Origin of the sequence: Limnospira platensis NIES-39 (assembly GCF_026000695.1) — a bacterium.
Classification (GTDB): Bacteria; Cyanobacteriota; Cyanobacteriia; order Cyanobacteriales; family Microcoleaceae; genus Limnospira; species Limnospira platensis.
This window is the reverse complement of sequence record NZ_AP026945.1, coordinates 6,073,699-6,098,562: the sequence shown is the minus strand read 5'-3', so window position 1 is coordinate 6,098,562 and position 24,864 is coordinate 6,073,699. Positions and strand designations below refer to the sequence as shown.

Here is a 24,864-nt window from a genome sequence, read left to right as displayed (position 1 = left end):
TATGGCAATCTATGAACCCGATTGGTCTCGTCTCCAAAAAGCCCTATCTGTAGAAGCAGAACGTGGGTTTAATAATATTCAGGGCAAAGAGTATAGATTTCATGAATTCTTACAAATCAGCATTAATAAACTCATCGAAATTATCCCCCTAGAAGCCCATGAAGTAGGTCAAAAATTAGTGGGAAATTTTGCCAGATATTCCCAACTAATCACCGAAGATAGACAGCATTTGATAGCGGAAACCCATAACTTTTTAATCCAAGCCGAGCGCCTGTTAGAAGCCCAGAAAAAACTCGCCAAAAATCAGCCCCCAGAGCCATCCCCTAGCCCTCCCCGTCGCAGCAGTACCCAGGAAGTTACCCCCCCCAAATTACCGGAATTAGACCAGGGATTAAAAGAACTGGTGGGACCCAGAAATAGCGACCTTTTAGCCAGGCTGGGAATTTATACGATTTATGATTTACTCTATTATTATCCCCGCGACCATATTGATTACGCCCGCCAAGTCCCCATCAAAGAATTAGAACCTGGGGAAACTGTTACCATTGTGGCAGAGGTGAAGCGGTGTAATTGTTTTAGTAGCCCCAAAAATCGCCATCTCACTATTTTAGAATTAATCGTCAAAGACCGAACCGGACAACTCAAAATTAGTCGTTTTTATGCCGGAAATCGCTATAGCAATAAAGGCTGGCAACATAAACAAAAATATAACTATCCTCCGGGAGCGATTATCGCGGCTTCTGGGTTGGTCAAAAAAAATAAATATGGCATCACCCTAGATAACCCAGAATTAGAAATATTAGACCGGGCTGATAGTCATGCTGCTTCCATGAAAATTGGCCGGGTTTTACCGGTTTATCCATTGTCGGAAGGCATTGGGGCGGATTTGGTCAGGAAGGCGGTTTTGGCGGCATTACCAGCAGCTAATAAACTCCCGGAATCATTGCCTCCCAAATTGCGGGAAAAATATCAGTTAATTGAAATCTCCGATGCTATCACCAATATTCACTTCCCCCCCAACCGTGACTGGTTAGCCTCGGCTAGACGACGCTTAGTATTTGATGAATTTTTCTATCTGCAAATCGGCTTATTGCAGCGGCGACAAGTTTCTAAAACTAACGAAAAAAGCGCGGCTCTCCTCCCCCAAGGAGAACTAATTGAACAGTTTTATAAAATGTTGCCTTTTGAATTGACTAAGGCTCAAAAACGAGTGATTGGAGAAATCTTGACGGATCTCAACTCGGAAGAACCTATGAATCGCTTAATTCAAGGAGACGTTGGGGCGGGTAAAACTGTGGTGGCTGTGGTGGCAATGTTGGCGGCAATTCAAGCCGGATATCAGACGGCTTTGATGGCTCCCACGGAGGTTTTGGCGGAACAACATTATCAAAAATTGGTGGGTTGGTTGAATTTAATGCACCTTCCGGTTGAGTTGTTGACGGGTTCGACTAAGACTGCTAAACGTCGCCAAATTCATGCTCAATTACAAACGGGAGAATTGCCGGTTTTGGTGGGGACTCATGCGTTAATTCAAGACCCGGTGAATTTTCATAAGTTGGGGTTGGTGGTGATTGATGAACAACACCGCTTTGGGGTGCATCAACGGGCTAAGTTACAACAAAAAGGTGAGTCCCCCCATGTTTTGACGATGACGGCAACTCCTATTCCGCGCACGTTATCCCTGACTTTACACGGAGATCTCGATGTTAGTCAGTTGGATGAATTACCACCAGGAAGACAGCCAATTCAAACGACTATGTTATCTGGTCGTAAACGTCAGGAAGCATACGATTTGATTAGCCGAGAAGTGGCACAAGGACGACAGGTTTATGTGGTTTTACCTTTGGTGGAAGAGTCGGAAAAATTGGATGTGCGATCGGCTGTTGAAGAACATCAAAAGTTGCAAACTAAGATTTTCCCGGAATTGGCGATCGCTTTGTTGCATGGTCGCATGAGTAGCCAGGAAAAAGAAGCGGCGATCGCTAAATTTAGGGAGGGAGAAACCAATATCCTAGTATCAACAACTGTCGTAGAAGTTGGGGTTGATGTTCCTAATGCTACGGTGATGTTAATTGAAAATGCGGAAAGGTTTGGCTTGTCACAATTGCACCAACTACGGGGTCGCGTCGGTCGTGGCGCTCACAAGTCCTATTGTTTGTTAATGTCGGGGAGTTCCTCACCGGAAGCCAAGCAAAGATTACAGGTTTTGGAACAGTCCCAGGATGGCTTTTTTATTGCTGAAATGGATATGGAGTTGCGGGGTCCCGGTCAGGTTTTGGGAACCCGTCAGTCCGGTTTACCTGACTTCGCTTTGGCTAGTTTGGTGGAAGACCGCGAAGTTTTGGAACTAGCCAGAGAAGCCGCCCAAAAAGTCATCCAGAAAGACTACACCCTGGAACGTTGGCCGGCTATGGTCGCGGAGTGGAACCGACGCTATCAAAAAATGATGGGAGGATCGATTTTGACTTAGGTTGACACCAAAACCTATAGGGCTTGTCTTCGCTCCCCGATTAGCTTAATATATATATGCCGAAAAGTTGATCTGATTACCCTGGGTAAGCCGAAATCTATGGGGGTCATTGTGTCGGGGAGTCGCCAATCGTCAACCCGTAAATCGTCCGGGTGCAACAGAGGAAAAGCGATCGCCTCTAGCTCCCCACACAACCCTAGACTTTTCGCCGCCACTAGGGTCGGGACTAAATCCCATTGTACCCCTAACAGTTCTACCATTGCCCTATCGAGAGCAAAAACGTCCTCAGAAGCCCCTAGCAAGCCCAACAAGCGCGGTTCCCCGTTACTCGGACCATTTCCCTCATGGGCGATAATACCATCAATAATCGTCAATTCTGGGGCGATCGCTCTAGCAGTTTCTACCAACATTCTACCAAAGCGATCGGCATCTTTTCCCGCTTCCATGTGCCACCAGGCCTTCATTTTCCCCGGAACACAACCAAACAGGTTTTTCACCCCCAGAGTCATTGTTAGCTGGGTGTGAGATTTCACCTTGGGGAGGTTAATCACAACGTCCGCTTCCATAGCCTCCCGACTTAACCGCAGGCGATCGAACTCTTGGGTATCCGTTGAATACTGGCGACCGTGAAATTCCACCACCGGTAAGTCTAACTCCCTAATTAGGGGTAAATAACCGTTGGCTTTCGCTACCCCTAAAGCACTCCCAAAAGCTGGACTATCCCCTAAAAATGGCTGACCACCTACTTCCTTCACTAACCTAGCCACCGCCGCCACCAATTCCGGACGGGTTACACATTCTTTAGTCGGACGAGAACCCGTTAATAAGTTCGGCTTTAATAAAACGCGATCGCCTGGCTTTACCCATCTTCTCACACCTCCCAAAGGTTCTAACAAGGCTTCCAAAGAATGGCGCAAGGCTGAGGGTTCATAGGAACTTGCTCGAATTAAACTTACTGAAGACATGATTTTAATATGAGACGCACCCGCCAATTAACTTAACTACTGCTGTACTCCAATTTTACCCGCTGCTCCCCTTTGTAAGGCGGTTACCCTCTGAGCATTGGCGAAAGTAGCTTGATCTCGAATTTGAGGAAGTGGCGGCTTCACTTCTACCTTAGTTACCTTAGCCATACACACCAAAACCGTTTGATCAATTAAGTGCAAAGTTACCCACCGTTGTGATAACAGTTGGGGCAATTTTTGGGCTAATTCAGTGGCAGAAATTGGCATACTGAACGTTTCAACTTGACCACTTTCATAGTAAAATGAGATCTGTGGCTCCCCTGTCTCTACCTGCATTGTCGCAAAAGAACCTTTAGGCATGATTGTTCCCTCAATTCAATTAATGTCTTGACACTATGAGGCTGAAGATACGAGAGTTTAAATTGTAATCGTTTTCGGTTGATTTCGTCAAACTTTCCCAGATGTGGCGATCGCACCAAATCACTAAAAATACCCCTAAACTACTTAAAGCCTAGTAGGAGGCTACTAGGCTCTAAACCGACTGAGTAAACTCAGTTGACTCAAGCAGACGTTGGTTAAGTTACTCAGAAAAATGATAGGATCTAAATTTGGTTAACAAAATTTGCAACAACTCTGACTCAGGGAACTCACCTTTAAATCAAGCCGATACAGGCTCCGTTTATAGCACCGATCCCAAACAAACTCAACTTACGAGAGCCTTCAGGCCGGGAGTTGACCCCTTTGACGATGCTAACAAGTTATAGCTCGAACGCACTGTTCAGACGCTGCAATTGGACTCAAGCGGGCGGACACAGGCTTCAAGTCCGAACTGGGTTACTCAAAGAATTTACTTCTTCTTGTGTCCTCATAGTGCTAATATAGCACCATTTTCTGAGTAGGCAAGCATAATTTACAAAGTTTTACAATAGCCATGACAATAGCGATCGCCAAACAGGTAGCAACACTATTCTATGGAGATTCAAGAAAGCTAACCGAGATGCGATCGCCCAACTGTAAACCCAATTCCTCAGTGAGCCCCCCGCGCAACTCAATCACCTTGTCCACCATCACATCAGTAGGTCCATAGGTCGGACAAGGATCAGCCTCGCAGGGGAGAGCATTAACCTGAATATAACGAACCACCCCATCGCGCATAAAAACCATATCCAAAGGAATCTTGCAGTTTTTCATCCAAAACCCCACCAACTCCGGGCGATCGAAAACAAATAACATACCGCGATCGTCAGGAAGGAAAGTCCGAAACATCAACCCCAAAGCCTGTTGTTCAGGAGTTCTCGCCACCTCAAGCTGAATTTCGCGATCGCCAATCATAGCTTTAGCCGTAATCGGTAGCATTTGACCCTGATTAAAAATCTGCGCCATATCCTGATCAAACTGATCAGCAGGGACGGATATCCTATGGGTATCACAGCCTACCAACAAGCAAGTAATAGTCACACAACTTAACCCCAACCGCCGCCAATCCATCACCCACCGCCCAGACCCGCCGCCAGCCTTCGTGATCAGACTTACACTCAAGGTAAAAATCGACCTAGGTATCTCGCAAAACATATCCTACACCTCTAACAGTCTGAATCAATCGTTTTTCCCCTTCCTCCTCAATTTTGAGTCGCAAATAGCGGATATAAACCTCAATCACATTAGACTCTCCCAAAAAATCATATCCCCAGACATTTTCCAGGATCTGTTCACGAGTCAAAACTTCCCGGGGATGTTCCATTAAATATTTCAGTAAATCAAATTCCTTCATAGTTAAATCGATCGCCCGATGGTTACGAATAGCCCGTCTCGTAGCCAAATCCAAGACCAAATCCCCAAACCGCAACATATCCAACTGATTATCTTCAGATTTTAGATATAGCTTCACCAAATCCAGGAACCCCTCACAGCGATAGGGTTTGAGAAAATAATCATCAGCCCCTGATTCCAAAGCCGCCACCCGGTCATCAACCGCATCACGAGCCATAAATATCAATATAGGCGCAGTGCAGCCCATTTCCCGGAGATGGCGACACAGAGACAATCCCGACTCTCCCCCCAGCATCCTATCTATCACAATCAAAGCCGGTTGCACTTCCATCACCTGATGTAAACCCATCGCGGTATTGTGAGCCACTACCGGATAGTAACCGGACTCGTGCAAGTCATTACTGATATTTTCAGCCAACAGTTGATCACTTTCAATAATCAATATTGAAGCACGGGAATCTAGGGCGATCGCATTCATACGGCAATAGTTATTAACAGTAGAAAACTAATTGATTCGACTCTTGTGCCTCAAGGTAGTTCCACAGAAGTAGGTTTCGCGATATGAGGGAGTCCCCAGCCTAGTTTTTCCCGCAAAATTTGGAAAAATTCCGGTGGTTTCAGACGAATAAAACGAGCCGGAAAAGGCGATCGCTCTACTCGGACGTGATATTCTGGTAGAACATAACATCCCCCATTGCCATCAACCACCATCACCAATTGATTCGGACTAGCCGGATAAATACTCACCACTTCCCGGTCTGCATAAACCAGAGCCCGCGAAGCCAAAGAGTGGGGACAAATTGGCAACAATTGCAGAACCCCCACCCCCGGCGTAACCACTGCTCCCCCCGCCGACAGACAATAAGCAGTGGACCCAGTCGGAGTAGAAATAATCACCCCATCAGCAGCAATATCAACTGGAGCATGGCGACCTATTTCTATTTCAAAATGGCACATACAGGTCATTGGTTCCCGGTGTAGCACCATTTCATTTAAACATAGAGCCTCCCAGAGCAAACTTTCCTGGTTAAATACTCGCACCAATAGCATTGTGCGTTCCTCAACCAAATATTCCCCAGCCAAAACCGCTTCTAAGGCTTGGGGTAACTGATTTAGATAAGTTTCCGTCAGAAATCCCATGTGGCCTGTATTTACCGCCAACATCGGAATACCCTGGGGCGCTAATTGTCGGGACGCAGACAGAACCGTACCATCTCCCCCCAGGACAATAGCAAGGCTCATATCGCGATCGAACTCTGGCGGCGCTAACCCCTCGATCGCAGTATGACACAGAGGGCGATCCGGATTGGAATAACCCAAAATCCCCCCCATTCCCGTAGCTACAAAAACATCCCAACCCAGGTTGGTCAACTTGTCCTTTAATTCAGTTGCACTGCGACAAGCAGCAGCCTTAGCATCGTTATAAAGAATCCCTACTTTTGGCACTGGGATAAACTTAATAATGGTTGATCAACAATCAGTGGGGCAAATTTACTTAGCGCCCCATTGTACCACAATCAGCAAAATACTTGACTGATTGATTCTACTAGCCTACTACAACATCAGCCTACAGCCAAATACTCTCACGATTTGAACGGGCTGCGCTTTTGTTTACGTTTTTTCTGTTTTTCTCGTTCATATTCCAACTCTTTCAGTTTTTTCATGATCCGACCAAAGTATTCTTGTAGGTAACTTTCCAGCGTCGTATTTTCTTCTGGGTTCATACCCAATATCTGATACGTCTCATCCATTGACGCTTTCAGAGGTTGACCCGTTGCGAGAACTTCCACAAACGCCAGCCGATCTGAAATATTCAGACTCCACTGGAAAAATCGAGTAACTTTGCGGACAATGCGGACAATGCTGTTAGGTGTGCGCGTGACTCTCGCTTGTTTCCCTGACAGTCTTTCGCACAAGCGGATAATTTCATCCGCTGTCCAAGCCCTCGAACCCACCACCGGAAACGTTTTATTCTCAGCTTCAGGGACTGATAACGCCCGGATCGTGATTTTAGCGATATCCTGAGTATCCATATAGGCGATCGGAGAACTTACCCCTGGAACCCATACAGACTGACCATCTAAAATCGGGATCGCAAATTGACCAATTAAGCCTTGCAAAAAGCCACAGGGTCTCAGAATTGTATATTTAAGGCCAGATTCAGCTAAAAACTTTTCTGTACAGCGTTTAATCTCTAATAATGGCACTTGCGTATATTTTTCCGCATCCAAGAACGAAAAAAACACGAATCTCTCTACCCCAGCCGCTTTAGCCGCCTGAATTAGCGCCACTTTCCCTTTCCAGTCTACATCTTTAATACTTAAGGAATCTGTCGGGCGCGCCGTCGCCGCATCAATTACCACCTTTACCCCCTCTAGCGCCGGTTTTAACGTTTCTGGATCACATAAGTCTCCCGGAACCAGCTCTGCACCCCACTCTTTCAGGAAAGCAGCTTTTTTGTAACTACGCGCTAAACAACGGACCTGGTAGCCTTCATCTAATGCTCGGCGGGCTATCTGTCTACCTAGAGTACCTGTGGCACCAACAATTAATAATGTCATGAATAACCAATATGGGGCTTAAACTTTACCTAAAATATTATCAAAGATTCTCTCATTTTTTTACAAAACTTCATAATTTGCTCAGATTAGAGCCCTACCCCTACCACACCACTAGCGCTAATGGCCATTACTACCATTAGCGCCAACAGCAATCAGCACCGGATAACTCCTTATCTGATGCACCTAGTAGGGTTCCGCCTCTGGTGACTATTCCCCACCTTGGATTTTCAGGAGGAGGAACCCGCCACCTAATCCCACCAGAATCAGAACAAAGGACAGAAACGCCGCATTAAAAATTTCACCAGCCATAAATTTTGGATCTCCTGTACAAGTCTAAACAATTGCCCTATCTATTTTAGGGTGAACCGGTAGCGATCGCACCAAAAATAGCCATCAGCCCCACCCATACCCAGTCGCCACCCCCATTAACTCAAAGGAATCAGCTCTGTTGACACCCCCATCTCATCCAGCATTTTCTGGATTTCTGCACAGTAAATCGGGTTCATCACAATAATCTCATCCGGCTGATATTCCTTCAAAAATTCCGGCGACATAATTTCATGACCAACACCCGGAATAAACTGTCCGTGTCGGTGAGGATTAATATCTACAATATACTGCACCTGATTCTCAGTTTTTAAAGTCGTCAGAAACGCCACACATTTAGAACCAGAACCCCAAACTACAACCCGCTTTCCGGCTTCCTGGGCGGTCTTTAGATGTTCTTTCCAATGATTAATTTTGCCTTGAACATGAGTCGCAAAATATTTCATATCCTGTTTAACTTCCTCTGGGCTTTCCTCAAAAGGATGAATTTTACCGGACAAATCCGAGACAGGTTCCCCCTCAATTAACAGATATTGGTCACCATAGGCTAAATATACATCCGTCACCTCAAACCCAGAAGCCCGGAATAAACGAGCCAAAGTTCCTGGCGTAAAATAAGAACAATGTTCATAGTAGATGTCCTCAAAAGCCAAATCCTTCAAAACTCGACCCATATCGGGAATTTCAAAAAAGACAGAAGTTGGGCGGTTCCCAATTGAGCGCCGCACCGTCCCCACAAATTCAGCCGTTGGGTAGATATGTTCTAAAGTATGGCGACAGCAGATAAAATCCCCCACATATTCACTGTAGCCCTCTGAATAATAGTCTTGAATAAACCTAATTCGTTCCGTGGCTGGGCTTTGGACTCGTCCCACCACCGCCGAAGGGTCAATACCCACCCCTCGGTTATTCCCTAACTCGCACATTAGCACCAAAAAATCACCCTTGCTACAGCCGATTTCAACTACATCTTTATCCCGGAGATTATACTTATTAATCAGCCGATTCGCTAAATCCAGAGCAAACTGATTAAATGTTGGTGAAAAACTTTGCTGGTCTTCATAATTCGGGGCGTAGGCTGACCATTTGGAATCAAACTCAGTATTCGTAATAAAACCGCAATTTTCACAGTATCCTAACACCACATCCCCGCGCGGAAAATCTAAAGCCTCCTGTCGGGTTGGCATCATTAAGCAACTATGAACTGGGACATCCCGCACCTCGTAGAAAACCCACATTTCCTGATGACCGCAGTTAGGACAAGTATGCTCAACTAACTTAAACTCCGGTTCAGTATTAGCCACATCTGCCACTGATTTACTACTCATATTTATCTCCTAATTTTACTACCAATAAAACTCAATTAAAACTCAATATTGGCGCTGCTTAATCTCCCAGAATTTCCCGATTATCAACCCACAATTTTTGGCTGAGGTATCGGAATGATAAACTTCCCACCCCCGTCTCGGTAAGCCTGTTGCTGCTTGATAATTTCTTCCGCAAAATTCCACGCCAAAATTAAAACATAATCGGGCTGGTCTTCTACTAATCTTGACGGCGGTACAATCGGTAAATGATTGATACTCATAAAACGTCCGTGTTTAAATTGGTTCAAGTCCGCTACATAATCTAACAGAGTTTTATTAATACCAAAATAGCTTAACAACGTCGTCGCTTTCGCCGCCGCACCGTAACCTACTACCCTTTTATTCTGTCGCTTCAACTCCCACAGAATATTTAGTAAATTATCCTTAATAACCTCTATGCGATCGGCAAAATCTTTATAATAGTCCATACGGTCTACCTTTAATTCCCTCTCCTGTTTAAGCAGAGATTTTACCGAGTTTTGAACCGCCTCTTTCCGTTCCACAAACAACCGCAAAGAACCCCCATGAATAGCCGTCCGCTCAATATCATTTAGATACAGAGAATGGCGGCGAAATAGACGCTCAAGCGCCGTTACTGAAAAATAACACAAGTGTTGATGATAGATAGTATCAAATTCACAATGATCTACTAAATCTACCACATAGGGAGCTTCAATTACCGCTACACCATCCGGCTTTAATAGCGTATAAATCCCCTCAACAAAGCCATTTAAATCAGGGACATGAGCCAAAACATTATTGGCTAAAAATACATCCGCTTTTTTGCCCTCAGCCTCTAATTTTTGGGCTAAATCTTGAGTGAAAAAATCATGAATTGTCGTAACTCCTGATTCTCTCGCTTTCGCTACCGGACCCTTAGCCGGGTCAATTCCTAAAACCGGAATCCCTTGTTCCAGAAAGTTTTTCAGCATATATCCATCATTACTCGCCGCCTCAATTACCAGACTATTACTATTCAATTTTCTGGATTTAATAATGTTTTCGGCGCTATCACCAAAATGCTTCAGTAACGAAGGAGAGACTGACGAAAAATAAGGATAATCTCGACCAAACAGAATTTCTGGGGGAACACTAACCGTTATCTGAACCAGTCCACAGTCTGGACAAAATACTAAATCCAGAAGGGCTGTATATTCCGGCTTATCAATATTCTCGCGGGTGATTAATCCATCAGCTAGGGGAGTGTAGCCAAAGGAAATAATTAGTTCTAGGTTTTCTGAACCACAAGAACGACAGACTGGTATGGAGTCAGGCATATTTTAAAGATGTTTGATTGCTACAGGATCAGAATATTTGGAAACTGACTCAATTACGGAGTCAATTTATAGATATGGTCTTGTCTAACCCGGCTACTAATTAACTAAATGGAATCACAAGCCTATAGCTATTATCTCTAGCTGTTGGTTAGATAGTCATAAAGTCGATTTTTCAACTTATTTAACACACTTCAACAGCTATTAATTAAACGGTTTATGATGCCATTTTTAAATGGTTAATAGATGATTTAACCTTGGCTAAACAGTTGTATATTTAAGCATTGACCGGGCTTTTCCATCGCAAGCTATTATCTAAACTTCCTTCTCCAATGAGTTTCTGAATGTGAGCAATACGTTTGTAGCGTTCCCCCTCAAACTCTTCGAGAGTCAGTCCGATTTTTTGATACGCTGCATAGAGTTCTGACGCACCACGACGCGCATTCCATTCCGGTTGAAACTCTGGTAAGGCTTCTAAAATCTTGCTACAATTTACCCGATAACAACGCTTATCAGGTCCGCCATCTTCTGCATATTCAATCGTGCAATTTGGCACAATTTCTTCAACTATATTCGCTAGGTCGCGGATGCGGTAGTTATCCTCATTACGACCGACATTAAAGGCTTGATTATGCACGACTTCTCGCGGGGCGTGTAAGGTAGCAATGAAAGCTCGGCAAATATCCTCAATATGAACAATGGGTCGCCAAGGAGTCCCATCACTCTTGATATAAACCCGCCCCGTAGTGAAAGCCCAAGCCACTAGGTTGTTTAATACCAAGTCAAACCGTAAACGGGGAGAAACACCATAGGCTGTAGCATTACGCAGAAAAGTAGGACTAAAGTTATCGTCTGCTAGTTTGCTAACATCTTGTTCAACCATTACCTTGGAAATACCGTAGGGAGTGACTGGATTAAAAGGTGATTCCTCCGTTAGCCAGTCGTCTCCTCCTGCGCCATAGTTACTACAAGATGATGAGAAGATATAGCGACTTACTCCGGCTTCTTTGGCTAGTTTGGCTAACTTCACAGAAGCCTGATGATTGATTTCGTAAGTTAACTCAGGATTCAGATTTCCTAGGGGGTCGTTTGACAGTCCCGCTAGGTGCAAAATTGCATCGAAACCCTCAACGTCTGAGGCTTCAATGTCGCGAATATCCTTACATATTTCGGGAATTTCTGTAATCCCTTCCCCAAATGTACACTGTTTGAATATGTCGCTGTCTAGTCCAATAACTTCATGCTTTTTTGCTAACAGCATTGGGACTAATATTGTCCCGATGTAACCCTTGTGTCCCGTCAGTAATAATTTCATCTTCTTCTCTCCAAGTTTTCCAAGGTGCTTGATTGGTTTCCCACAGTGCTTCTAAACGACGTTTATCTCGCAGAGTATCCATACACTGCCAAAAACCGTCATATTGATAAGCCATTAATTGACCATCTTTGGCTAGGTTTTCTAAGGGTTCTTTTTCCCACTGGGTATCATCCCCAGCAATGTAATCATAAATTCCGGGCTCTAGTACAAAGAAAGCACCGTTAATCCATCCTTCACTAATTTGAGGTTTTTCGGAAAATTCAACTACTCGATTTCCGTCTATTTTGGGTAGACCAAAACGCGCAGGGGGTCGCACCACTGTCATGGTGGCTAGTTTGCCGTGACTTTGGTGAAATTCTAATAATTGCTTGAGGTTAATATCCGAAACTCCATCACCCCAAGTTAACATAAATGTCTCATTATTTACATGGGGAATAAGTTGCTTTATCCGCCCGCCAGTATTGGTATATAACCCGGTATCTAGTAGTTCTACTATCCAATCCTGACGGTAGCCCCCATCAATGTTAACTTTGCCTGTGCCTAGGTTAACTGTGAGCTTATTACTGTTTAAAGAACAGTAATCTACCATATATTTTTTGATTACTTCTGATTTGTAACCCAAGGCAATAATAAAGTCCTTAAATCCATGGTATCCATAGTGCATCATGATATGCCAGAGGATAGGACGACCTCCGATTTCGACCATGGGCTTGGGTTTACTTTCTGTTTCTTCGGCAAGGCGGGTTCCCAATCCACCTGCTAGGATTCCAACTTTCATAGATGTTACTCAATAGGGAGTTTGGGTTGATGCAATTTGAATCTGTCGAGTCTGGAATGAGCCTGAAAATTAACACATTATTTAGTATAAGCTGTTGACTTAAATCCATATAGGGGCTATTGTAAAACTTAACATCTTGATTGTGAAGATTTGGTAAAATCTCGGCAGTTTATGACAGGCTGAACCTCAATAATAAAATTATGTTAAGTTAAGGGTAGAAATGTTAAGACGTTTGGCGATTACTTTGGGAGACCCGGCGGGAATAGGGCCGGAGGTGGTTTTGAAGGCTTTGGCTAATTCCACTTGGACTGACAAGTGCGAGATCACTGTGGTGGGTAGCCGTTGGGTGTTGGAAAATACCTACCAACAACTCAGGAAAACTACTCAAGCGATCGCTAATCCTGATCATCTCAATATTTTAGATATTAATGATGGACCCTCCCCATCCTCTATTAAATTTGGGGTCGGAAATGCCAGCAGTGGGGCGGCGAGTTTTGCTTATCTGGAAACAGCGATCGCCTCCACCCTCAAAGGGCAATTTCAGGGAATTGTTACCGGACCTATTGCCAAAAACCACTGGAAAGCCGCCGGACATCACTACCCAGGACAAACCGAACTTTTAGCACTGCGTTCCCAAGTTAACCGCTACGGAATGCTATTTGTAGCCCGATCGCCCCATAGTAACTGGACTTTACGCACCTTACTCGCCACCACCCATATTCCCCTATCACAAGTCCCTCAAACCCTCACCCCTCAACTCCTAGACCAGAAACTAGAGTTACTCATTCTCTCCCTAGACCAGGATTTTGGTATTAAAACCCCCAAAATAGCCGTTGCTGGACTTAATCCCCACAGCGGCGAAAACGGTCAGTTGGGAACCCAAGAACAAGATTGGCTAATTCCCTGGATACAACAAAAACGCGATCGCTATCCCCAAATTCAACTAGACGGACCTATCCCCCCCGATACATTATGGGTCAAACCCGGTCAAGCCTGGTATGGCCAAAACACAGCCGCCCATGATGCTTACCTCGCCCTTTACCATGATCAAGGATTAATCCCCGTTAAGCTAATGGCATTCGATCGCGCCGTTAATACCACCATTGGTTTACCCTTTATCCGCACCTCCCCCGACCACGGAACCGCCTTTGATATCGTCGGTCAAGGTATTGCTGACCCCTCCAGTTTTCAAGCGGCGATCGCCTTAGCCATAGAATTAGCCCATCAGCCCCGCAACCATCTCCACCCCATTTTATTCAATAGTTAGACGCAATAGCTATAGAACCCCTTAAACTATCGCGCCAACAACTATTTAAAATCTCCTATCCATATCACTAAACTGTTCTGGGGGATTTAGACAAACCCTAAGTAAGTCATTAACAGCAAATTCCGTGCTACCGCTACCCATTCCCACCACACAAGAAGCATAACGTTCCGGTAGAAGAGAGCGACCGCAACCTTCCAACACAGTTAAAGCATTAGCCTCACTATTGCTCCTAGTAATATTAACCACACAATTAGCCAACTCCTGCGGGCGGCGAACACTCATACATCCCAAAACCGCCTCATCCCCAGCGATACCAGCATCACGAGTAATAAGAGTCACGCACTCACCAATACTTGTAGGTCTAATCGCCATACCACAAGCCGTCGCTGTAGCCCGAGGAGACACCCCAGCATCCTCCAATTCTCTCACACATCTAGCATAATCAGCCTCAACCGTCAACCGATAAGACGGGAAACCTTGAGCCGCCGATTTTACCGGAATCATAGCCCATAACAGGCTAACTACTGTCAGGGGAAGACCCCAAGCCAATTTTTGGGAATTCAACATTTGCTTCAATATAGCTAATCAAATTTTCGCTCATCATACCACCGCCTGTTTTTCAAAGCGATCGCCTTTACATCTTGCCCATTTTCGTTTCAAGAACTTATAATAGAAGATTGGTGAAATTTTTATGTTGAGAGGAACTTAGATGTCTCGATATCGAGGACCCCGGCTTCGGGTTGCACGTCGTTTAGGGGATCTTCCCGGACTCACCCGGAAAACAGCCCGACGTGCCTATCCCCCTGGTCAGCACGGTCAAGCTCGCCGCAAACGTTCAGAATATGCAGTTCGTTTAGAAGAAAAGCAAAAACTCCGGTTTAACTATGGTTTGTCTGAACGACAACTGTTGCGTTATGTCCGCAAAGCCCGTCGCGCCTCCGGTTCCACCGGTCAAGTCTTGCTGCAATACCTAGAAATGCGTTTGGATAACACCGTGTTCCGTCTCGGTATGGCTCCCACTATCCCCGCAGCCCGACAGTTAGTTAACCACGGTCATATCACCGTTAACGGTAAAGTTGTAGATATTGCCAGCTATCAGTGCCGTCCGGGCGAAATCATTGGCGTGAGAAATAGAGACAAATCTCGCGAAATGGTCAAAGCTAATCTTCAGTATCCTGGTTTAGCTAACGTCCCTAGCCATTTGGAGTTAGATAAAAATAATCTCACTGCTACAGTAAATGGTGTGATTGAAAGAGAATGGGTCGCTCTTTCCATCAATGAACTACTCGTCGTTGAATACTATTCCCGTATGGCTTAATTATTGGCATTCTCCCGTTAAACAAACTTTCTAACGGGAGAATATCAATTCCATTAACCACCAATTTGCGACATCGTGCGGCTATATCCCTGGGAGCTTCCTGTATCCCTGTCCTTAAAATTGATTTCCGGTTTCATACCTAGCAAATCCCTAACCTGTTTTTGTAGGTCCTCCACCGGAACACCCTCCCGTAAAGCCGTTTTTAGGTCGATCTGACCCGTTTCATTCAGTAAGCAAGGCCTTAACCAACCATCCGCCGATAGGCGCATTCGGTTACAGCGATCGCAAAAACATTCCGACATCTGGCTGATAAATCCTAGGGTTCCCTTAGCACCCGGAATTTGAAATATATCTGCTGGTCCGTTCCCTCGTACCTGGGATTCTGCTAAACCCCAACGCTCCCGAATTTCCTCTCTCAGCTTTTCCGATGCTACCCAACCGCGATCGCCAAATAACTCGCCATTGCCAATAGGCATAAATTCGATAAACCGAACGTGCCAATCCCGGTCTATCGTTAACCCTGCTAAATCTAGGATTTCATCGTCATTTACCCCCGGAATTACCACCACATTCAGCTTCAGTGGGTTGAACCCTACCCGATAAGCCGATTGGATTCCGTCCCAAACCTGTCGCCAGCGATCGCGCCCACGATTACCAATAATTTGATTAAAAATCTCAGGTACTAGAGAGTCTAAGCTAATATTAATCCGCCTTAAACCTGCCTGATAAAGAGATTCTGCCATCGGGGATAGCAAAAAACCATTAGTCGTCATTGATAGATCCTCCGTTTCCGGGAATCCCGCGATTTTTGACACTAATTCCGTTACCCCAGGACGCAGCAACGGTTCACCCCCCGTTAGACGAAACTTAGTGAACCCCACCGGGATAAAAACTTCCCTTAGCAGCTTCAGCAGTTCCCAGTTAGTCAGTAAGTCCATCTCTAGGATATAGTCAATTTCTGCCCCCTCCGGCATACAATACTGGCATCGAAAGTTACACCGATCTATTAGGCTCACTCGAAGATAATCAACAACATTATTCATCTGGTGGTTTTTTTGCTAACTTTGCCCTTGCTCTGTATATTGTTACCCATCAGCTCTGTACTGGGATTTTGTAAACTTTTGTAAAGTTTTGTAAAGTTTTGTGAAAAAATCGGCTTTTTTTTGAGGGGGGGTTGCCTTTTGCTGGGGTTGCTGCTATACTTCTAATATAATGGGATAGTTGCAATTTTTTTATTTGTGGCAATATTCCATTATATAAGAATATGTCAATATTATACCGCGATCGCCACCCCTTGTCAACCCCCCCTGATTAAGTATTTGTAAAGTTTTGTAAAGTTTTGTGAAAAAATCGGCTTTTTTTTGAGGGGGGGTTGCCTTTTGCTGGGGTTGCTGCTATACTTCTAATATAATCGGATAGTTGCAATTTTTTTATTTGTGGCAATGTTCCATTATGTAAGAATATGTCAATATTCTACCGCGATCGCCACCCCTTGTCAACCCCCCTAATGTTGAAGCTGACATTAACCAAGAGGGGAATCCCTATCTCAACAGCACCAGTCAATTGCTGCATTAATCTGGTTGCCAACTTAGTAACAGTCAAAAAATCACATAATCTCCAGGAATTAACCCTGTTTGTAAAGCACGAATGCCGTATTAGAATAATAACGTAGCGATCGCTCTTTTAGGATTCATTTCTATCTGGCTGTTCATCCAGGCGTGACCGCCAAAGTGTTACATCCTTTTTTAGAACTTTTGCCCGGAAATCGGCGATCGATATTTAGACAGGGTGGCCCAAAATTTCTCCTTAAACCCAATTAAATTACCAACTCTAGTCAGTCATGATATCCTACTGTCAAATTTTAAGCGATCGGCCTCAGCACCGACTATCCGAACCCGAAGTTCAAGCCATCCTCCAAACCATCTTAATCCAGTTAGTACCTCTGCACCGTCAGGGAAAAGCCCATCAAAATATTTCCTTGCAAACCTTGCAACAACAAGGGGAACAGACGATTCTGTTGCCCCCAGAACACCCCAATATCAGCGCTTATCCAACCCAAGATATTTACGACTTAGGTTTAGTAGCCCTCGAATTGCTCACCGGACAAGTCCCCAGTCCCCGCCGCATTGACCTAACCTGGGACTGGAATCACCACTGTTTAATCAGCCACCAACTCAACGCCATTTTGGAACACATGGTCACTCCCAACCCCGACCAGCGTTGGCAGAATGCTAGTCAAGTCTTATCAGCCATGGGCTTAGTAGTTCCCACCCCTCCTCCCCCCCTGAAACCATCGCAGTGGAGACTGGTGGGTGCGGCCACAACATTAGTCGTCCTAGTCGGTGGTTTGGCAATTGGTAGCCAGTTTATTCCCGCCCTCAGACCCCTAGTTCCCAGTCCTATCTGGAGTTGGCAGATTGAACAGGAGAATACTGCCATGTTTCGGGGTAATCTAGAGCGAACCGGAGTCTATCCTCCAGGCGGACCCACAGAATTGACTCGACTCCTGTGGAAGTTTACCGCAGAAAGTTCCATTCGCTCTTCCCCAGCCGTCTCGGAAAGGGTTATCTATTTTGGCAGTCGGGATAATCACCTCTACGCCCTAGATGCTAAAACTGGAAAGGAACGCTGGCGCTTTCAAACACAAGGTTGGATTGACTCTTCCCCAACTGTCTCGGAAGGCATCGTCTATTTTGGCAGTGGCGATAATCATCTCTACGCCCTAGATGCTAACACCGGACAACAACTCTGGCACTTTCAAACAGAAAGTGATATTCCCTCTTCCCCAGCCGTCTCGGAAGGCATCGTCTATTTTGGCAGTGGCGATAATCACCTCTACGCCCTAGATGCTAACACCGGACAACAACTCTGGCACTTTCAAACAGAAAGTGATATTCCCTCTTCCCCAGTCATTGAAGCCGGCGTTGTCTATTTTGGCAGTGGCGATAATCACCTCTACGCCCTAGATGCTAACACCGGACAACAACTCTGGCACTTTACAACACAAGCTGTGATTGACTCTTCCCCAGCCGTCTCGGAAGGCATTGTCTATTTTGGCAGTGCCGATAGTCACCTCTACGCCCTAGATGCTAACACCGGACAACAACCCTCGCGCTTTCAAACAGAAAATTGGATTCGCTCTTCCCCAGCCGTCTCAAACGGCATCGTCTATTTTGGCAGTGCCGATAGTCACCTCTACGCCCTAGATGCTAACACCGGACAACAACCCTCGCGCTTTCAAACAGAAAATTGGATTCGCTCTTCCCCAGCCGTCTCAAACGGCATCGTCTATTTTGGTAGTGGCGATAATCACCTCTACGCTGTCAAATAACAACTAACCTCCCCTCCCCTCCCCTCCCCTCCCCTCCCCTCCCCTCCCCTCTCCTTATTTCCCCCAACTTGAGTTCTCAGACCTGGAATTATATTAACTTTTGTAAAGTTTTGTAAAGTTTTGTGAAAAAATCGGCCTTTTTTGAGGGGGGGGTTGCCTTTTGCCGGGGTTGCTGCTATACTCCTTATATAATGGGATATTTGCAATTTTTTTATTTGTGGCAATATTATATTATTTAAAAATATGTCAATATTATAACCGCGATCGCCTCCCCTTGTCAACCCCCCCTGATTAAGTATTTGTAAAGTTTTGTAAAGTTTTGTGAAAAAATCGGCCTTTTTTGAGGGGGGGGTTGCCTTTTGCCGGGGTTGCTGCTATACTCTTTATATAATGGGACATTTGCAATTTTTTTATTTGTGGCAATATTATATTATTTAAAAATATGTCAATATTATAACCGCGATCGCCTCCCCTTGTCAACTCCTTGGGAGTCAATCTCAGATATTGACTAAAAAATCAACACCAGAAGAATCTGGGGGGGTGCAATCGCTTTTTTGGGATTCATTTCTATCTGGCTGTTTATCCAGCCATCACCGCCAAAGTGTTACATCCTTTTTTAGAACTCTTACCCGGAAATCGGCGATCGACATTTAGACCGCGTAAAAACCAATATTTTGTTAAACTTAATTAAATCACAAACTCTAGTCAGTCATGATATCCTACTATGAAGTTTTAAATCATCGGAGCCAACGTAGACTATCCGAACCGGAAGTTAAAGCCATCCTGGAAACCGTCTTAATCCAGTTAGTTCCCCTACACAGTCAGGGAAAAGCCCATCAAAAGATTTCCTTGCAGACCTTGCAACAAGAAGGGCAACAGACAATTCTCTTACTCAAACACAACCCCAATGTCAGCGGTTCTCCGACTCAAGATATTTACGACCTAGGTTTAGTAGCCCTGGAATTGCTCACCGGACAAGTCCCCAGTCCCCGCCGCCGCCACCCCGACTGGGACTGGGATAAGCACTGTTTAATTAGTGACCAACTCAACGCCATTTTGGAACAGATGGTCACTCCCAACCCCGACCTGCGTTGGCAGAATGCTAGTCAAGTCTTATCAGCCATGGGTGTAGTAGTTCCCGCAACTCGTCCCCCCCTGAAACTATGGCAGTGGGGACTCGTGGGTGCAGCCACAACATTAGTCCTCGTAGTCGGTGGTTTGGCAATTGGCAGCCAGTTTATCCCTGCCCTCAGAACCCGATCCCCCAGTGCTATCTGGAGTTGGCAGATGCAACGCGACGGTGCAACCATGTTTCGGGGTAATCTAGAGCGAACTGGAGTCTATCCTCCAGGTGGACCCACAGAATTGACTCAACTGGTGTGGAGGTTTAGCACACAAGCTGCGATTTCCTCTTCCCCAGCCGTCTCTGAAGGAATTGTCTATTTTGGCAGTTGGGATAGACACCTTTATGCCCTAGATGCTAACACTGGACAGGAACGCTGGCGCTTCAGAACACAAGCTGTGATTTCCTCTTCCCCAGCCGTCTCTGAAGGAATTGTCTATTTTGGCAGTCACGATGGTAACCTCTACGCCCTAGATGCTAACACTGGACAGGAACGCTGGCGCTTCAGAACACAAGCTGTGATTGGCTCTTCCCCAGCCGTCTCTGAAGGAATTGTCTATTTTGGCAGTCACGATAATTACCTTTATGCCCTAGATGCTAACACTGGACAGGAACGCTGGCGCTTCAGAACACAAGCTGTGATTGGCTCTTCCCCAGCCGTCTCAGCCGGGGTTGTCTATTTTGGCAGTCACGATAATCACCTCTACGCCCTAGATGTTAACACTGGACAGGAACGCTGGCGCTTCAGAACAGGAGATGGTATTTTCTCTTCCCCAGCCGTCTCAGCCGGCGTTGTCTATTTTGGCAGTCACGATAATCACCTCTACGCCCTAGATGTTAACACTGGACAAGAACGCTGGAAATTTAGAACAGGAGATGGTATTTTCTCTTCCCCAGCCGTCTCAGCCGGCGTTGTCTATTTTGGCAGTCACGATAATCACCTCTACGCCCTAGATGTTAACACTGGACAGGAACGCTGGCGCTTCAGAACACAAGCTGTGATTGACTCTTCCCCAGCCGTCTCAGCCGGCGTTGTCTATTTTGGCAGTTACGATAATCACCTCTACGCCCTAGATGTTAACACTGGACAGGAACGCTGGAAATTTAGAACAGAAAATTGGATTGGCTCTTCCCCAGCCGTTTCAGGCGGGGTTGTCTATTTTGGTAGTGGCGATAATCACCTCTACGCTGTCAAATAACAACTAACCTCCCCTGTCCTTTTTCCCCCAACTTGAGTTATCAAGCTAGGGATTATGTTAACTTTTGTAAAGTTTTGTAAAGTTTTGTGAAAAAATCGGCCTTTTTTTGAGGGGGGGGTTGCCTTTTGCCGGCGTTGCTGCTATACTCCTAGTATAATGGGATAGTTGCAATTTTTTTATTTGTGGCAATATTCCATTATTTCAGAATATGTCAATATTCTAACCGCGATCGCCTCCCCTTGTCAACCCCCCCCTGATTAAGTATTTGTAAAGTTTTGTAAAGTTTTGTGAAAAAATCGGCCTTTTTTTGAGGGGGGGTTGCCTTTTGCCGGCGTTGCTGCTATACTTCTAATATAATGGGATAGTTGCAATTTTTTTATTTGTGCCAATATTTTATTATTCAAGAATATGTCAATATTATAACCGCGATCGCCTCCCCTTGTCAACCCCTGGGGAGTCAATCTCAGGAATTGACTAAAAAATCAACACGAGAGTAACAACAAGCCCCCAGCGAATAGCCAAGGGCGAGTTGAAATGAAATGTTGAGAGCTTATAGCTAAACAGCCGCCGCCACTTTTTCACCTTTTCCGACCAAGCGTTCATAAGTGGCTCTCATTTTCAGACCGACCAGAACCTGGAACAGTCCAGTGCCATCATTAGAACCCGGGTAATCTTGGTGTTCCCGCAACAGATGAGTTAGTTCACCATAGTATTTCGTAGCAATATTGCTCATGTGACCTTCAACGTAGATCATCTCTTCGAGGTTATCGAACTTCCCATCAACCTCTAGTACAGAGACCTCATTGCCATAGTAAGCATCAGGCCCATAGAACATCTTGATACCGGGATAAGAACAAGTCAGCTTACGACCGCAAGGAGTCCAGTTAATAGTGGAACCCTCATCAAAAAGATAAGCCGGTTCAAAACCTTCTACTCCATCGCGCTGCATCAGGCGCACCCGTAGGACTTTGTGTTCCTTATCACCAGGAATCAATTGGGTAGGTAGAATTTGGATGACCACATCTGCATATTGCTTCTGAGGATCGATATAGGCTTCAAAGTCAGGACGACGAGCATTAATAGAAGCCAGAACATCCTCATAGCGGTGTCCCCGTTCGGCCATATCCCGCTGTATTTTCCAGGAGATTTTGACCTCATCACTAATATCGAGGTAAACGCTAAAGTCTAACAGACCTCTGACACGCTCATCATACAAGGGGTGTAGACCTTCAATAACCACAATGTGATTAGGATCGATACGTTCTGGCGGATCGATCAGACCAGTTTCATGGTTATAGATAGGTTTATTGATAGATTGACCACTTTTGAGCGTTTTAATCTGCTCATACATCAGGTCAAAATTGTTGGCGCGGGGATCGAGAGCGGTAATCCCGGTTTCCTTGCGTTGCTTGCGATCGAGACTATGATAATCATCTAAACAGATGACCGTAACAAAATCTTCTCCAAAGATATCTGTTATACGACGCAAAAAGGTAGATTTTCCGCACCCGGAATCCCCAGCAACACCAATTAAAACTACGCGATCCGGCTGATTTACCATAGGTTCCCTCTAAGCAAAAAACTGTTTACAAGCTCAACCACTCTATTTTGAGCAGGACAACCCAGACCAGTGTCATAATTGAGAATTGGCGACTACCCATGTAGGTATAGCCAATCTCCATCGGTAGACAGCTTACTGACTCCCCACTGACACAATGGCCTGGTTATCTGGTAAGCTAAGTATTTTATACTAACTTTAGATATTGATTTTACCAGAAGGGGATCATCCCTACAAGATGTAATCGTTCTCACTTAGCGCGAGAAAAATTGAAGCCAGAATAGGGGTTATTGACTTCACAAGTGGTGTGGGGCTATTTTAACATCAATTGCCAGCATGATTGGATTTAGTTTAGGGAAAAATTTCCGTAACTACCCGATCGCCCTGATTTCCGCCAGTGACCACCACAGTTTGAGTAGAAAATTGTCCCGTAGCCACTTCTCCCCGGAGAGTCATCTGGGGGTCAACTTGGCGGTAAATTACATCACCTTCTGCTTTAAAGGCTTGTTGTGGCACATACCAGGTAAGTAGATCAGCATTAATTTGAGCCTGTCGGTTTTCAGCCACCCCCAGAACATTACCAATCAGGTTAAAAATTTGGCTGTCCAAATCTCCCCAACCCTGATCACCCGAAAAAGTCAATTGCTCTTGGCGATCGATAATAGTGATTGGTCCTGGGGAATTAAGAGTTTGTTCTTGGTAGTTCCACTGTAACTGAGCGCTGGAAAGCTGTAATGGCGGGTTAGACAGGGCAATCTGAACATTATCTTTGAAAGTGGCTATAGCCGTAGTTAAATCTAGTTCAGCACTTTTAGCGACGGCGCGATCAATAACCACCAGATTTTCTAGGCGATCGATTTCCACCCGACGCTCAGAAATAAATCTTTCTTCTTCCCATCGCCAGATCACGTGATCAGTGCGTAGCTGCACCCCTACTTCCTTAAAGTTGATCACCACTTGGTTCCAAAATTCCACCCGCTTGTCATCATTGAATAATTGCACCTCAGTAGCGATCGCCTGCATTTTTTCATGTTCTCCGGTCACATTGTCACGAACAATCAGAATTTGCTCATTAACAATCCATTCCAACTCCTGACCGCGCAAGACAATACCATTTTCGAGATCAACAGCCACAATATCATCCCGGAGAAACAGTCGCTGACCATCTTGGTGCAGTTCCCCCTGTTTAGCTTCAATTTTATAGCGTAACTCACCCTTGACAAACAATTCCCCCACCGGTTCAGTCACCGTCGCAATTTTCTGATCTTGACTATAACTTGCTTGTTTAGCCTCCACCTGCCACAGCAATTGACCCTCTTCGTCTACTTGTTCGAGTACCACATCTTCCAGAGTCAGGGTGTTCTCAAACTCTTCTGAGGGGGGGCGATCCTCAGAAGTAGTTGGTTCTGAAGGTTGGGGGGATTGACACCCTACCAGTCCCCCGCCAGAAATTACCAACATCAGCAACATAATTTGGCCAATCCCCAAGCCCAACAAGGCAGGGATTGTCTGTTGGCTGTAGTTTGAGTTCTTAAAAATCACGCGCCTTCAACCTTTCCATCAATCAAACTGATGCTTGATAGGGGACGGTAGCTATATCCAGGACTGCGGGGGGTTTTTTGAATTTCGTCTTTGATCGCTTCGAGATCAATATAGCGATCGGCTACATTAATTAGACTGTCGCTAGTCATCGATCGCAAACTAATCACTTCCACCCGCACACCTCTATAGCTGACACAATCGACCGCATAAGCTAAATCGCCATCACCACTAACCAGCACCGCCGTATCATAAGCACCCACTAGAGCGATCATATCTACGGCAATTTCTACATCTAGGTTAGCTTTTTTAGAACCATCTGGCAGTTGTACTAAGTCCTTAGCAACCACCCGATACCCATTGCGACGCATCCACAGCAAAAATCCCTGTTGCTTTTCATTAGTGCGATCGACCCCAGTATAGAAAAACGATCGCAATAATCGCGAACCACTGGTTAGCCGGCACAATAATTTCGTGTAATCAATTTCAATGCCTAATTGTAAAGCGGCATAAAACAGATTCGAGCCATCGATAAATATCGCCACACGCCCTCGATTTTCTAAAATCTGTTCAGGGGTGAATATGTCGTTACTACTGTTGTTGATATGATTCAACATGATTTTTAAACCTCATTTATTATTTATGATGCTGATCAAATAGGTGTATCTCAATTAAACATTGAGTTATCAATAATTAAGGGAT

21 protein-coding genes are annotated in these 24,864 nt (G+C 45.2%); 5 read left to right on the top strand and 16 right to left on the bottom strand.

Annotation, left to right across the window (positions count from 1 at the left end; all coding sequences use genetic code 11):
• Window position 1 precedes the first annotated feature (1 nt).
• A complete protein-coding gene (recG, locus tag N39L_RS29795; protein ID WP_014277213.1) occupies window positions 2-2,470 on the top strand; it encodes an ATP-dependent DNA helicase RecG in 2,469 nt (822 codons plus the stop codon).
• A 14-nt stretch (window positions 2,471-2,484) separates the two neighbouring features.
• On the opposite strand, the gene N39L_RS29790 is transcribed toward recG, so the two are convergent.
• The 11 genes from N39L_RS29790 to rfbF form a co-directional block, all read right to left on the bottom strand.
• Window positions 2,485-3,435: an Npun_F2552 family protein gene (locus N39L_RS29790; RefSeq protein ID WP_014277212.1), complete on the bottom strand. Its 951-nt coding sequence runs from the start codon at window positions 3,433-3,435 to the stop codon at window positions 2,485-2,487.
• A gap of 36 nt (window positions 3,436-3,471) precedes the next feature.
• A complete protein-coding gene (locus N39L_RS29785) occupies window positions 3,472-3,795 on the bottom strand; it encodes a hypothetical protein (RefSeq protein ID WP_043468706.1) in 324 nt (107 codons plus the stop codon).
• Window positions 3,796-4,404: 609 nt separating this feature from the next.
• Window positions 4,405-4,923: a DUF192 domain-containing protein gene (locus N39L_RS29780; protein WP_043469140.1), complete on the bottom strand. Its 519-nt coding sequence runs from the start codon at window positions 4,921-4,923 to the stop codon at window positions 4,405-4,407.
• A 64-nt stretch (window positions 4,924-4,987) separates the two neighbouring features.
• On the bottom strand, window positions 4,988-5,683 hold the full coding sequence (gene nblR, locus N39L_RS29775; RefSeq protein ID WP_006618537.1) for a response regulator transcription factor NblR: 696 nt from the start codon (window positions 5,681-5,683) through the stop codon (window positions 4,988-4,990).
• 50 nt (window positions 5,684-5,733) lie between these two features.
• Window positions 5,734-6,651, bottom strand: a complete 918-nt coding sequence (locus N39L_RS29770; RefSeq protein WP_014277208.1) for an NAD(+) kinase — start codon at window positions 6,649-6,651, stop codon at window positions 5,734-5,736.
• Between the two features lie 137 nt (window positions 6,652-6,788).
• Window positions 6,789-7,766 (bottom strand): SDR family oxidoreductase, encoded by a 978-nt coding sequence (locus N39L_RS29765; RefSeq protein ID WP_006618539.1) that lies wholly within the window; start codon window positions 7,764-7,766, stop codon window positions 6,789-6,791.
• 207 nt (window positions 7,767-7,973) lie between these two features.
• On the bottom strand, window positions 7,974-8,075 hold the full coding sequence (petM, locus tag N39L_RS29760; RefSeq protein WP_006618540.1) for a cytochrome b6-f complex subunit PetM: 102 nt from the start codon (window positions 8,073-8,075) through the stop codon (window positions 7,974-7,976).
• A gap of 116 nt (window positions 8,076-8,191) precedes the next feature.
• Complete coding sequence (locus N39L_RS29755) at window positions 8,192-9,421, bottom strand: class I SAM-dependent methyltransferase (RefSeq protein WP_006618541.1); 1,230 nt, start codon at window positions 9,419-9,421, stop codon at window positions 8,192-8,194.
• Between the two features lie 83 nt (window positions 9,422-9,504).
• A complete protein-coding gene (locus N39L_RS29750; RefSeq protein ID WP_006618542.1) occupies window positions 9,505-10,737 on the bottom strand; it encodes a class I SAM-dependent methyltransferase in 1,233 nt (410 codons plus the stop codon).
• 274 nt (window positions 10,738-11,011) lie between these two features.
• Complete coding sequence (locus N39L_RS29745) at window positions 11,012-12,049, bottom strand: NAD-dependent epimerase/dehydratase family protein (protein WP_014277207.1); 1,038 nt, start codon at window positions 12,047-12,049, stop codon at window positions 11,012-11,014.
• Entirely contained in the window at window positions 11,973-12,827 is an 855-nt protein-coding gene (gene rfbF, locus N39L_RS29740) for a glucose-1-phosphate cytidylyltransferase (protein WP_014277206.1), read from the bottom strand. Before rfbF ends, N39L_RS29745 begins: the two co-directional genes overlap by 77 nt.
• A gap of 220 nt (window positions 12,828-13,047) precedes the next feature.
• On the opposite strand from rfbF, the gene pdxA reads away from it, so the two are divergent.
• The gene (pdxA, locus tag N39L_RS29735) at window positions 13,048-14,094 is read left to right on the top strand and encodes a 4-hydroxythreonine-4-phosphate dehydrogenase PdxA (RefSeq protein WP_014277205.1); all 1,047 of its coding nucleotides are present in this window, start codon (window positions 13,048-13,050) and stop codon (window positions 14,092-14,094) included.
• 45 nt (window positions 14,095-14,139) lie between these two features.
• Here pdxA and N39L_RS29730 read toward each other — a convergent pair whose 3' ends face one another.
• Complete coding sequence (locus N39L_RS29730; RefSeq protein ID WP_006618546.1) at window positions 14,140-14,661, bottom strand: hypothetical protein; 522 nt, start codon at window positions 14,659-14,661, stop codon at window positions 14,140-14,142.
• Window positions 14,662-14,803: 142 nt separating this feature from the next.
• Here N39L_RS29730 and rpsD point away from each other — a divergent pair, with 142 nt between their 5' ends.
• Complete coding sequence (gene rpsD / locus N39L_RS29725) at window positions 14,804-15,412, top strand: 30S ribosomal protein S4 (RefSeq protein ID WP_006618547.1); 609 nt, start codon at window positions 14,804-14,806, stop codon at window positions 15,410-15,412.
• A gap of 53 nt (window positions 15,413-15,465) precedes the next feature.
• Here rpsD and moaA read toward each other — a convergent pair whose 3' ends face one another.
• A complete protein-coding gene (gene moaA, locus N39L_RS29720) occupies window positions 15,466-16,455 on the bottom strand; it encodes a GTP 3',8-cyclase MoaA (RefSeq protein WP_014277204.1) in 990 nt (329 codons plus the stop codon).
• A 797-nt stretch (window positions 16,456-17,252) separates the two neighbouring features.
• Between moaA and N39L_RS29715 the strand changes: the two genes are divergently transcribed.
• On the top strand, window positions 17,253-18,743 hold the full coding sequence (locus N39L_RS29715; protein ID WP_014277203.1) for an outer membrane protein assembly factor BamB: 1,491 nt from the start codon (window positions 17,253-17,255) through the stop codon (window positions 18,741-18,743).
• 711 nt (window positions 18,744-19,454) lie between these two features.
• Window positions 19,455-21,065, top strand: coding sequence for an outer membrane protein assembly factor BamB family protein (locus tag N39L_RS29710; RefSeq protein ID WP_014277200.1), 1,611 nt, complete (start codon window positions 19,455-19,457; stop codon window positions 21,063-21,065).
• 556 nt (window positions 21,066-21,621) lie between these two features.
• Here the strand turns inward: N39L_RS29710 and N39L_RS29705 are convergent.
• The 3 genes from N39L_RS29705 to N39L_RS29695 form a co-directional block, all read right to left on the bottom strand.
• On the bottom strand, window positions 21,622-22,626 hold the full coding sequence (locus N39L_RS29705) for a phosphoribulokinase (RefSeq protein ID WP_006616865.1): 1,005 nt from the start codon (window positions 22,624-22,626) through the stop codon (window positions 21,622-21,624).
• A gap of 348 nt (window positions 22,627-22,974) precedes the next feature.
• Window positions 22,975-24,093, bottom strand: a complete 1,119-nt coding sequence (lptC, locus tag N39L_RS29700; RefSeq protein WP_286167367.1) for an LPS export ABC transporter periplasmic protein LptC — start codon at window positions 24,091-24,093, stop codon at window positions 22,975-22,977.
• Between the two features lie 68 nt (window positions 24,094-24,161).
• Complete coding sequence (locus N39L_RS29695; RefSeq protein ID WP_006616867.1) at window positions 24,162-24,779, bottom strand: LabA-like NYN domain-containing protein; 618 nt, start codon at window positions 24,777-24,779, stop codon at window positions 24,162-24,164.
• Window positions 24,780-24,864: the final 85 nt, after the last annotated feature.